This window comes from Sphingomonas sp. M1A8_2b, assembly GCF_053345535.1.
Window position 1 is genome coordinate 1 of record NZ_JBKFAH010000004.1, and the last position, 11,849, is coordinate 11,849.

Sequence of the window (11,849 nt, forward strand, 5' to 3'; positions counted from 1 at the left end):
AACACTTTAATGGGATCTCGGCGCGGGGTGGAGCAGCCCGGTAGCTCGTCAGGCTCATAACCTGAAGGTCACAGGTTCAAATCCTGTCCCCGCAACCACACACCACAAAAGCCCCCGTCCCCCCGGACCGGGGCTTTCGTGCGTTACGGCTCAAGGCTGCGCTCGTGCGCTTCCCGTGCGCACCTGCCGCCAACTCCGCCCTCAAGCACCAGCTTCGCCGCTTCAATCGCCTTGGCGGCGAGAGTGGAGCTTTGTCCGGCTATCGCGGGACCGTCTCGGCGTCCAGCGTTTCCCGAGGAGTGTAACCTTTCCGGCAGGCTTTCGTCACAACCGCTACGGGCGTATAGTCCTCCATTATGATGCTATAACCATCGACAACCGTTGGCGCTTTCAGCTGTTGCTCCCGCCGCGCCTTTGTCGGCCCCCTCGACGGGAGGAGATTGAGCAGAGGGCGTTCGCTACCGCTGTAAACATCTTGGCAGCGAGCGTGTCGATCGACGACCAAGCCTTTTCAGGCAGGCTGATCCTGCTGCGCCATCGCGCTTGCAAGCCGCCGGGCCATTTCCCGTCGGATTCGGTGGCGAGCAATTGGACGTGGGTCCAAATCGATCGCTGATCGATGTCGTCGGTTCGATGTCGTCGGCAAAGCGCAAATGCGACATCGCTGATGCGCGCCATTCGGAATAATTGCTCCCGATAGCGCCGCTCGCGCTTCTCGCTGTCTGGATTGCGGCGCCGTTGCTGACGTTCTCATACCAGACAGCCGATGTGAGCGGAGTGTTGGGGATACCGGTCTTTTTTTTATCGCCGGGGGAGCGTCCATACATGCCAGCCCGCGCCACGCTGACCGGCCAGCTATATTGAGTCGGGTCGCGATCCAAATAGCGGAAGCGCCGGTCGCGAAGGCGTCGAAAGATATGCCGGACGATTGCGGCCTCGGCCTCATCGATCTCGAGTAGTCCGTAAAGGACGAGGCCGTCTACATCGCGGTCGAGTGGTGGCCATCCAACGCGACGCGGAGTAGGCAATGGGTCCTCTTACGCCTCTTTGCCAGCGGCTCGGTGATGCGGATCACCGCGCCATGTCTAATAGTCCTCCGCGTTTGGCGCATCCATGGCTGGGTTAGGCGGGAGTTTTGCACGGTCATGCAGACCATAAGGCCGGGCGCGCACGAGAACCGCGATACCGTCGGCGGGATGGCAGCGTTCGCACTGCTGGCCGGGTGAAACTCCTTGTGAAGCATCCCGCCACCGGCTGGTATGCCAGTGCGGTATCGATATCTGACTGGCTTATCCGTCGCATCGCGTGGCATGGCCTGCTAAAGCGAGGCTAGGCGGGGATCACGAGGGCGATACGGGTGGGGATAAAGCGGCACTGGTCGATGGTGGTCGCGCTGGCGGCGACCTTCCCGTCGGTGGCCGACGCGCAGACTGCGCTCAGCTTCGATGCGGCGCAGATGCGGTTGGATCGGACGTCGCACGCGCTGAGTGCCGCAGATCACGGGGTCGACGCGGCCAAGGCGGGGGTGGACGCGATGCGCACGCTGCACCGACCGATCGTCACCGCGTCGGCGCAATATCTCGTCTACGAGAAGACGCTGTCGGTCGATCTCGCGGGGGCCAAGGGCAATGCGCTGGGCAACACGCAGGATTTCCTCGCGGCCTTTCCCGGTAGCGTGCCCCCGGCGTTCCAACAGATCGCGAGCGAGATCACCGGGCGACTGTCGCAGGCGCTGCCGGGTCTGTTCGATGCGATCCCCGACCAGCTCAGCTACCGCTTCCGCGACGAGGTGTTCCGACCGACCGTGCAGGCGGCGATGCCGCTGTACACGGGCGGTGCGATCCCAGCGATCCAGCGTGCCGCGCAAGGCGGCGTCGCGATGGCCGAGGGACGCCGCGCGCAGGTTATCGATCTGGCGCGGATCAATCTCATCCGCGCCTATTTCGGGCAACAGGCAGCCGCCGGGCTGCTCGAAGCCGCCCGCCGCAGCTGCGATGCGCTCGACAAGATCCTGTCGGATTCGCGCAAGCTGGAGGCGGCAGGGGTCATTCCGCACGCCCGGACGCTGGAGGTGCAGGTCGCGCGCGACACCGCCGAGCGCACCTATCAGCGTGCCGACCTGTCCAGCGCGACCGCGCGCGACGAGCTCGCCCGGCTGCTCGAGATCGACGGCAACGTGGTGCCGACGACCGCGCTGTTCGTTCAGACCCGGCCGCTCGCCCCGGTCGGGACCTATCTCGGCAGCGAGGGCACGGCGCCTGAGGCACGGACGGCGGATGCCGGGCGGCAGATCGCCGACGCCAGCGTCGCGCTCGCCCGGTCGCGCCGCCTTCCGCAGGCCTATGCATTCGGCGAATATAACTTCAACCGCTCGAACGCGCTGCCGATCGAGCCGGACTGGATCGCGGGCGTCGGCGTCCGCTACACCATCCTTTCGAACATCGACCGCAGGCGCACCGAGGACGCAGCGCGCGCGCAGGCCGCCGCCGCCGCGGATACCGCCGCCGAAGCCCGCCGGATCGTCACCAGCGCGACGATCCGCGCATACAATCTCGTCGAGGGCGCGCGCCGGTCGTTCGTCCTGCTCGACAGCAGCATGGTCGCGGCGCGCGAGAACGTCCGCGTGCAGGCGGTGGCGTTCCGCGAAGGCGAGGGGACCGCCACGCCGGTGATCTCCGCGCAGGCCGCGCTCGATACCGCCGAGGCACAACGCATCGCCGTCGCCTATGAATACGACCTCGCGCTCGCAGGACTGCTTGCCTCGGCCAGCCGGCTCGACGCGTTCGGCGCGCACCTCGCCCAGGCCGACCAGCGCCTCACCTACGGAACCGACCGATGAGCGATCCCACCGCCCCGCCGACCCGCCGCGCGCGCGTGTTGCTCTATGTCGGCCTGATCGTGGTCGTAGCGATCGTGGGCATCGGCTTGTGGCTCGCGAGCCGTCCGGGGCCCGAGCAGATCCAGGGCATGGTCGAGGCGGACAGCGTCAACGTCGCGACCAAGGCCTTGGCGCGGGTCGATCGGTTGCTCGTCGACGAGGGTGCGCGGGTTAAGGCGGGGCAGGTACTCGCGACGCTGTCGAGCCCGGAACTGGGCAATGCCGAACGCCAGGCGCAGGGCGCGCTCGACACTGCGCGGGCGCTCGATGCGGTGGCGCAGGCCGGCGCGCGTAGCGAGGATGTCGGGTCGCTCCGCGCGATCTGGCAGTCGGCGCAGGCCGCGGCCGATCTCGGCGCGACGTCGAGCCGCCGGGCGGACACGCTCTATGCCGAGGGGGTCATCGCCGCCCAGCGACGCGACGAGGCGCATGCCGCGCGCGATAGCAGCCGGATGTCGGCTGAGGCCGCTCGGCTGCAATATCAAAAGGCGCTTGCCGGGCCCCGAAGCGAGGACAAGCAGGCCGCGGCGGCGCAGGTCCGGATCGCGCAGGCGGGCCTGTCGACCGCAAGATCGCTGATGACCGAGACCCGGCTGGTGTCGCCGATCAACGGCGAGGTCTCGCGCAAATTGCTCCAGCCGGGCGAGATCGTCAGCCCGGTGCTGCCCGCCTATCAGGTGATCGACATCGACCATCCGCGCGTCGAGATCACCGTGCGCGAGAGCCAATATGCCGGCGTCCGGCCGGGTGGCATCCTGATCGGCCACGTCCCCGCGCTCGATCGCGACGTCCGGTTCCGCATCACGCATATCGCACCCGAAGCAGCGTTCGCGACGGTCCGCGCGACGCGTCAGTCGAGCGGCTACGACGTCCGCGCGTTCGCGGTCCAGTTGCGGCCCGTCGAGCGGGTGGCGGATCTGCGACCGGGGATGAGCGTGCTGTTCGACTGGGCGCGATGAGCGCGTTCCGGCGGGCGCTGGCCGACGAGCTCGCGCATCTCTGGCGCGACCGCTTCGATCTCGCGCTGCTGACGCTGGTGCCCTTGGTATGCCTCGTCGTGATGGGCGGGATGCTGTCGCAGGGTTCCCCGCGTGGCCTCGGCGTGGTGATCATCGACCAGGATCGCAGCGTCGCCTCCCGGTCGATCCTCCGCGCGATCAAGGCGATCGATGCGCTGACCGTCGTTGATAACGTGTCGAGCCTCTCGCAGGGCTTTTCCGCGATCCGGCGCGAGCGGGCGATCGCGGTGGTCGTGCTGCCGTCCGGTCTCGGCGGCACGCGGACGGCGGCGACCCCGCGGACGATCGAGATCTTCTACCAGACCGCGTTTCTGTCGACCGGCGCGCTGACCTCGGCGCTGCTCCAGGCGACGATCACCGCGGATCTGGCGAGACAGGCACCCCCGAACGCCGGCCTCGGCGGGATCGCGTTACTCAGGGTACCGCTGCCGGGTGTGCAGGTAACGCTGCTCGGCAATCCGTCCGCCAGTCTCGAATGGTATCTAGGCCTGCTGCTCGGTCCGGCGATCCTGCATCTGCTGATCGCCGTGACCTGCGCCGCATCGCTGGGGCGCGAGCTGGTCGACGGGTCGATGGGCCCCTGGGCTGTTCGGGTCGGTTCCCCCGCGATGGCGGCAGCGGGGCGTCTGGGCCCGCATGTCGCGATCGGTACGCTCTGGCTGTGCCTGTGGCTGCTGTGGCTGACCCTGGGTCAGGGGTTCGCCTTTACCGGCGCGATCGGACTCGTCGCGATCGGCGGTCTGTTGCTGTTCGTCGCGACCGCGGCGATCTCGACGTTGCTCATAACACTGACCGGCGAGGTTGCCACCAGCCTGTCCGCGAGCGTGATCTATGCAGGGTCGGCGCTCGCCTATTCGGGTGCGTCGCTGCCGATCACCGGCGGTATCGCGGTCGCGCGGATCTGGAGCGCGATCCTGCCGCTCACCCATTATGTGACGCTCGAGATGGATCAGACGATCGGCGTGGACGGTGCGATCTGGGCGAAGCAGGCGGCGATCCTGGTGCTGTCGGCTTTGGTCGCGGGCGGCGCAGCCACGCTGCTGCTGCGGCGGCAGGCGCGCAAATCGGCATGAGGTTCCGCCAGGCCTTCGAAGGCGCGCTTCTCGAAATCCTGCGGACGCGCGATCTGGTCGCGGTCGCGGTGATCTCGGTGCTGTTCTACGCCTTCTATTACCCGGCACCCTATGCGCATCAGGTGGTCGAGCGGCTGCCGATCGTCGTCGTCGACGCCGATCGCAGCGCAGTCTCGCGCGCGATCGTCCGCAACCTCGACGCCGCCCACGAGGTGGAGATCGCCGCCGACGTATCGGACATGGCGGCGGCCCGCACGCTCGTGCGCAGCCGGCAAGCCGAGGGCATCCTGCTGATCCCCCACGATCTCGGTGCGGCGCTGACAGAAGGGCGACCCGGCGACGGCATCGCGGTGTGGCTCAACGGCGCCTATCTGCTCCGCGCGGAGGCGGTCGGAAAGACGGTCGGCGCAGCGATCGGTGCGACGATCGAGGGACAGCTGTCGGGGCTCGCGGAATCGGCGGCCGTACCTCTTACGCCCGTCGTGACACGCCCGCTGTTCAACACCACCGAGGGGTATCGCGACTATATCTTCCCCGCGGTTGCCAACATCATCCTGCAGCAGACGCTTTTGTTTTCAGTCGCGCGTCTGATCGCCGAGCGCCGCCGCACGGGCCGGTGGCAGCGTGGGATGTTTTTCGGCGTATGGGCTGCGTGCAGCACGATCGGCACGCTGAGCGGCCTGTTCTACTTCGGCCTGATCTACTGGCTGCAGGACATCCCGCACGGCGGTAACATCCCCGCGCTGCTGTTGACCGTGCCGCTGTTCGCCGCGACCGTGTCCGCACTCGCGCTGACGGTCGGCAGCATGGTGAGGAGTGGCGACGATGCGCTGAAGCTGCTCATTCCGACGTCGATCCCGTTCGTCTTCCTTTCGGGGTTCGCATGGCCGCTGTTCGCGATGCCCGGCTGGGTAAAGGCGATCGCCTGGATGATCCCCGTCACGCCGGCGACGCACATCTTCGTGCCGCTGAACCAGATGGGTGCATCGCTCGGCGAAGTCCGCGGTGCGGTCGCGATGCTGGTCGTGCAACTGGCGGTGTTCGGGTCGGTGGCACGCTACCGTTTGCGGTGAATGCGTCCCGCGAGAGGGGCTCCATGATCATGCTGCCGGGTTGATGATGCCGATTATCGCCACGCGGTTCGCGAACATCGGTGCCGGAAACGAGATTGCTGTCATCCGTTCAAAATGTAGAATTTTGAGGGTCGTATCGATGCGGCGCGAATTTGGCCATTTTCCGGTACAAGGTGCTGCGCGAAATCCCGAGCAGTTTTGCCGCAGCGGAAAGATTGCCGCCGCTTCGCCGCATCGCATTTTCAAGTTTTTCACGCTCCCCTGAAATCTGCTCCCCTGAAATCTGCATCGTATCGGAACCGGGGGACACGGTCGGCACGCTTGAATGATCTTGGGCGTCGGTGAAACCCGCCGGCAGGCTGTCGACATCGGCAATGCCGTCGCGGCTGAACAGGATTAACCGTTCCACGACGTTGCGCAATTCCCGGACATTGCCCGGCCACGAGTGCGCCTGCAACGCCGCCATCACGTCGGTGGTAAAGCTTACGGGTGTCCGATGATGACGGTCGGCTATCCGCGGATTGAAATAGTCGATCAATTGCCGGAGGTCGCCAGGGCGATCGCGCAATGGCGGCACCACGATCTCGACGATGCTGAGGCGGTGGAAGAGATCGAGGCGGAACCGGCCTGCCGCCACCTCGTCCCGTAAATTCCTGTTGGTCATCGCAATGATCCGCACATTGACTTTGCGCGGCGTGCTCTCGCCGATCCGCGTGACGACACCTTCCTCGAGCATGCGCAACAGATACGGCTGGAGATCGAGCGCGAGTTCGCCGATTTCATCGAGACACAGCGTCCCGCCTTCCGCGAGTTCGAAGCGTCCGGCGCGGCCTGCCGGATCGGCGCCGGTGAACGCTCCCCTGGCATAACCGAACAATTCGCTCGCGATCATCTCCCGGGAAACGGCGCCGCAATTGAACGCGACAAAGGGGCCCTCGGCGTGTTTGCTCTCGCCATGGATTGCGCGCGCGAACAGTTCCTTGCCCGTACCAGTCTCGCCCAGCACGAGCACCGGAACATCGAGCGGTGCGACCGCCTGCGCCTGCCGGATCGCGCCGCGCAACGCATCGGACGTGCCGACAATCGAGTCGAAGCGGGATCGACCGCCATCGCTTTCGTCCGCAGTGCGAGTCCGGCCAGCCTGGGCGCGGGCAGGATGCGAATGCGCGACTTGCGGCCGCGCCGGTTGTGACCGCGGTTGTGCCGCTGCCGGAACGATGACCAGATTACCCGCGACGTCGCCATCTATCAGCAGGGGATAAAGCCATTCGTCCAGCAGTTCGCGATCCAGCGCGCCATTGGGTCCCATCAGGTGCACGCCGCGGCCGAGTATCGGCACCGCCCGCTCCAGCCGAGACATGAGGAGTTCGCGCGTCCGCGGGCTCGCGAAAAGAATACGGCCCCGGTCGTCGAGCGCAATCAGCCCGTCGCCCGGTCGGCGATGACTATGGTCCAGACCCATTTCGAGAAGCTGTAAGCGCTGCTGATCGGAATGCCGTGTCAGCGTCTGGCGTATGCCGTTGGCCGCGAGCACCGCAAGCGCCAGGATCTGGGCACTGGACTCCTGTTTACGCGCGGATATCCCCAATATTCCCGCGACGCTCCCGTCGAGCGGGTCGATGATCGGTGCGCCGGCACAACTCCAGCCCTTGATACCTGCGCAATAATGTTCGCCGGCGTGGACGGACACCGGCATGCCGGTCGCGAGCGAGGTGCCGATCCCGTTGGTTCCGGCGCCTGCATCTTCCCGCCAGTTTCCCCCGCGTGCCAGCGCGATGTCGTTGGCCGCATGCAGGGTGCCTATGTCGCCAACGGAGTCGAGCACGATACCGTTCGCGTCGGTCAGCAGCATGACGGAGCGCGTCCCGGACAGAAAATCCGCGGAATAGGCGAGCGTCGAGGCCGCGGCCTGAAGGAGCTCGCGATTGGTACGGCGCAGCGCGCCCATGCCGTCCGGTTCGATGCGCGGCGCGGCGTCCGCGCGATAATCGACCTGCGACTGCTGACAGCGCTGCCATGACGCGAGCACATGCGGTCGCGCGCTTACCGTTTCGGGCGAGTCTCCCGACAGAAAACGTTCCCACGCAGCACCCGCCAGACGTTCGGAATAGTCGACCACAAGCGCATTCGCCGAACTCTCGATTTCCAGATTGCCGCTGACCAGTGCGCCCACGCATCGTCTCCTGATACTGCGAACGGTTTTGCCGCCCGCTATGACTCGCCGCCCCCTCTCCCGGAAGGATCGCGCGCCAATAGAGTAACTTAGGTAATCGATGGCGAAGAGCAAAGTATTATACAATCAATAAATGAGTACACCCCGAACATTCGTTCGATCGGGACGCAAGAGGCATGCTTCGTACGCCTGCCGCCGGACAAGCATTGCACTCCGGCCCTGAGTTCGTCCGCCGGTGACGGTCTGGGGAACAGAAGAGTTAGCCGATTTTGATCGACCTTAGTCCACCGAGCACATGGCGATCTTCGCGATTACGCGCTTCGGGCATCAATCCAGGGGGGCATCATTTGAAACAGTCTGACACACACTTGTGTCACGACCGGAACATCAATGTTCCATCCGGGCGTGTCGCCAGCGGTGATCGCGACGCAGTGCCATTCACCTCTCCGTCGTGGCGCGTGCTTGAAGCCGTTTGGCACGGCATTTGCGAAGCGGGGAAAAGCAACCAAGCCGCTTGTGAAGCGCGAGAGGATCTACCTGAATGACCAGAGGATTTCGACCCAATCCCGTCCACCGGGCGCTGCTCGCCATTGCCGTCGTCGCGACAGCGACACCGCCGCTTTCCGCGCAGATGATGGTGCCAAAGGCCGCGCCAGCCTCGGGCGACAAGCTTTTCGGGCAACAATGCGGCGCCTGTCACTCGGCAAAGGCGGGTGAAACGCGTGTCGGGCCTTCGCTGGCCGGCGTCTTCGGTCGCAAGGCAGGATCATTGCCCGGCTACCAATATTCCGCGGCCCTGAAGAAGAGCGGACTGACCTGGAACGCGGCGAGCCTCGACAAATGGCTGACCCGTTCGCAGGCCACCGTTCCCGGCAGCAAGATGAGCTACGCCCAAGCCGACGCGGCAAAGCGGCAGGCGATCATCGCGTATCTCACCAAGCTCCCGAAATAGGATCGCCGTCCATGGCCAAGATGATCCACACCATGATCCGCGTACTCGACGAAGCGCGGTCGGTCGCATTCTACAAGACGGCGTTAAATCTCGATGTCGCCGACCGCTATCCCTTTGATGGCTTCACCCTCGTCTACCTCCGCAACGCCGAGAACGACTACGAGCTGGAACTGACGATCAACCATGATCGCGGCGAGCCTTATGCGCTGGGTGACGGCTATGGCCACGTCGCGGTGACGGTGCCGGACCTCGATGCCGAACATGCCCGCATGGACGCCGCCGGCATCGCGCCACTGCCGATCAAGGAGTTCTTTCGCGAGGGCACGCTGATGGCGCGGTTCTTCTTCATCCAGGATCCCGACGGCTACAAGGTCGAGATTCTCCAGCACCACGGCCGCTTCGTCTAGCGAGCCAGGGGCGTCGGTTTCCAGCGCACAGACATCACAACCATAACGACAGGAGAGGATCAATGATGCGCGTCATCGACAAGATCGATGTAATGGATCGGCGCCGTTTTCTCGGGCGCTCGGTCGGCACTGCCGCGTTGCTGGCCGCGGTACCCGTATTGCCTGGCCGCGCCTATGCCGCAGTCACGCTCAAGACCGGCCCAGCGTCGTCGGTTTCGACCTTGGTGAAGATGGCGCGCGATCTCTACCCCCATGATCGGCTGCCGGACGCTGCCTATGAGACGGCAGTCGGGTTCATCGACGGCCAGCTTGCCGACAATGCCGCCAAGAAGGTGACGATGGCGCAGGGCGTCAAGCTGCTCGATGCCGCGGCCGTCAAGCTCAAGGGCAAGCCGTATCTCGCGATCGACAAGGAGGACGACCGCGTCGCCGTGCTGCGGTCGATAGAGGGCACCGAGTTCTTCAAGGCGATGCGATCGGGAATGATCACCGGACTCTACAACCAGGACGATATCTGGATGAAGTTCGGTTACGAGGGCTCGTCTGCCGAAAAGGGCGGATACCTCCATCGCGGATTCAACGACCTGGATTGGCTACCGGCCTGAAGGGCCGCGGAGAGGATATACGGACATGGCTGGAACATTCGATCTGAACGACGACAGCGTCGTCGTCATCATCGGCTCGGGCGCGGGCGGCGGAACGCTTGCAAACGAGCTGGCGCAAAAGGGCATCAAGGTCATCTGCCTCGAAGCGGGCGCACGGTACGAGATACCCGATTTCATCAACAACGAGTGGGAGAGCTTCGCCCAGCTGGCATGGACCGACAAGCGCACGACATCGGGTAGCTGGCGGGTCGCCAAGGACTTCCCGGAACTGCCCGCCTGGATCGTCAAGGCGGTCGGTGGCACGACGACCCATTGGGCCGGTGCGTCGTTGCGGTTCCAGGAGCATGAATGGAAGATCCGCACGACGTACGGCGCGCTCGCCAATGCCGATCTGCTCGATTGGCCGATCGACAGCAACGACATGGCCCCGTGGTATGCCAAGGCCGAATACAAGATGGGGACGACCGGCACCAACGGTATTCCGAGGTTGCCCGGCAACAACAACTACAAGGTCCTTCATGCCGGCGCGACGAAGCTCGGCTACAAGGAAGTCCATACCGGCAACATGTCGATCAACAGCCAGCCACGCGACGGTCGCGGCGCGTGCCAGCAGATCGGCTTCTGTTTCCAGGGCTGCAAGTCCGGCGCGAAATGGTCGACGCTCTACACCGAGATTCCGAAGGGCGAGGCTACCGGCAAGCTGGAGGTCCGTCCCGAGAGCCAGGTCATCCGTATCGAGCACGATGCGCGTGGTCGTGCCTCCGCGGTCGTCTATGCCGACAAGGCGGGAACGATGCACCGCCAGAAGGCGCGTGTGGTCGCGGTCGCCGGTAATTCGATCGAAAGCCCGCGGCTGCTGCTCAATTCGGAGAGCAACCTGTTCAAGAACGGCTTGGGCAACAATGCCGGCCAGGTCGGCAAGCATTACATGCGCCATACGACGGGATCGGTGTACGGGATATTCGACAAGCCCGTGCACATGTACCGCGGCACCGTGATGGCGGGAATCGTCCGCGACGAAGCCCGTTATAACGGCTCGCGGGGATTCGTCGGCGGCTACGAACTCGAAACGATTTCGCTGGGTGTTCCGTTCATGGGCGCATTCATGAACCCCGGCGGCTGGGGGCGCGACTTCACGTCGGCGCTGGATCATTATGATCACATGGCGGGGATGTGGGTGGTGGGCGAGGACATGCCGCGCGCCACCAACCGCGTCACGCTGAATTCCACCGTCAAGGATCGCTTCGGCATGCCGGTGGCGAACGTCCATTACGACGATCACCCCAACGACGTCGCGATGCGCAATCACGCTTTCAAGCAAGGCGCGAAAATCTACGAAGCGGTCGGCGCAAAACGCACCGTCCTCACGCCACCCTATCCCTCGACTCACAACATGGGGACCAACCGGATGAGCGAGAAACCGGAGGACGGCGTCGTCAATCGATGGGGCCAGAGCCATGAGGTGAAAAACCTGTTCGTCTCCGACGGCAGCCAGTTCACGTCGAGTGCCGCGGAGAATCCGACGCTGACGATCGTCGCGCTCGCGATCCGTCAGGCGGATCACCTGGCCGGGCTCATGGCTAAAAACGAGATCTAAGATCTTGAATCCGAGGCGCGGCCGACGATGCCGCGCCTTTCAACCGCAGGCGCAACGTCGGTGAACGGCGAG

At 64.9% G+C, this 11,849-nt stretch carries 9 protein-coding genes and 1 tRNA gene; 9 read left to right on the forward strand and 1 reads right to left on the reverse strand.

Annotated features, from left to right (window positions below; all coding sequences use genetic code 11):
- Window positions 1–21 precede the first annotated feature (21 nt).
- The 5 genes from ACLBWL_RS15120 to ACLBWL_RS15140 all read left to right on the forward strand — a co-directional run bounded on the left by ACLBWL_RS15120 (window position 22) and on the right by ACLBWL_RS15140 (window position 6,043).
- Window positions 22–98, forward strand: a tRNA-Met gene (locus tag ACLBWL_RS15120).
- 1,259 nt (window positions 99–1,357) lie between these two features.
- Window positions 1,358–2,839, forward strand: a complete 1,482-nt coding sequence (locus tag ACLBWL_RS15125; protein WP_447794437.1) for a TolC family protein — start codon at window positions 1,358–1,360, stop codon at window positions 2,837–2,839.
- Entirely contained in the window at window positions 2,836–3,837 is a 1,002-nt protein-coding gene (locus tag ACLBWL_RS15130) for an HlyD family secretion protein (RefSeq protein WP_447794439.1), read from the forward strand. The genes ACLBWL_RS15125 and ACLBWL_RS15130 overlap by 4 nt, the downstream gene beginning before the upstream one ends.
- A complete protein-coding gene (locus ACLBWL_RS15135; protein ID WP_447794441.1) occupies window positions 3,834–4,970 on the forward strand; it encodes an ABC transporter permease in 1,137 nt (378 codons plus the stop codon). The genes ACLBWL_RS15130 and ACLBWL_RS15135 overlap by 4 nt, the downstream gene beginning before the upstream one ends.
- Window positions 4,967–6,043 carry an ABC transporter permease gene (locus tag ACLBWL_RS15140; protein WP_447794443.1) on the forward strand — a complete coding sequence of 359 codons (1,077 nt, stop codon included), beginning with the start codon at window positions 4,967–4,969 and terminating at the stop codon, window positions 6,041–6,043. The genes ACLBWL_RS15135 and ACLBWL_RS15140 overlap by 4 nt, the downstream gene beginning before the upstream one ends.
- Before the next feature lie 109 nt (window positions 6,044–6,152).
- Here the strand turns inward: ACLBWL_RS15140 and ACLBWL_RS15145 are convergent, their stop codons facing one another.
- Window positions 6,153–8,216: a sigma-54-dependent Fis family transcriptional regulator gene (locus ACLBWL_RS15145; RefSeq protein ID WP_447794445.1), complete on the reverse strand. Its 2,064-nt coding sequence runs from the start codon at window positions 8,214–8,216 to the stop codon at window positions 6,153–6,155.
- 541 nt (window positions 8,217–8,757) lie between these two features.
- On the opposite strand from ACLBWL_RS15145, the gene ACLBWL_RS15150 reads away from it, so the two are divergent.
- The 4 genes from ACLBWL_RS15150 to ACLBWL_RS15165 all read left to right on the forward strand — a co-directional run bounded on the left by ACLBWL_RS15150 (window position 8,758) and on the right by ACLBWL_RS15165 (window position 11,777).
- Window positions 8,758–9,168 (forward strand): c-type cytochrome, encoded by a 411-nt coding sequence (locus ACLBWL_RS15150; RefSeq protein ID WP_447794447.1) that lies wholly within the window; start codon window positions 8,758–8,760, stop codon window positions 9,166–9,168.
- Window positions 9,169–9,179: 11 nt separating this feature from the next.
- Window positions 9,180–9,575, forward strand: a complete 396-nt coding sequence (locus tag ACLBWL_RS15155; protein ID WP_447794449.1) for a VOC family protein — start codon at window positions 9,180–9,182, stop codon at window positions 9,573–9,575.
- Window positions 9,576–9,637: 62 nt separating this feature from the next.
- Window positions 9,638–10,180, forward strand: a complete 543-nt coding sequence (locus ACLBWL_RS15160; RefSeq protein ID WP_447794451.1) for a gluconate 2-dehydrogenase subunit 3 family protein — start codon at window positions 9,638–9,640, stop codon at window positions 10,178–10,180.
- Between the two features lie 25 nt (window positions 10,181–10,205).
- A complete protein-coding gene (locus tag ACLBWL_RS15165) occupies window positions 10,206–11,777 on the forward strand; it encodes a GMC family oxidoreductase (RefSeq protein WP_447794453.1) in 1,572 nt (523 codons plus the stop codon).
- The last annotated feature ends 72 nt before the right edge of the window (window positions 11,778–11,849 follow it).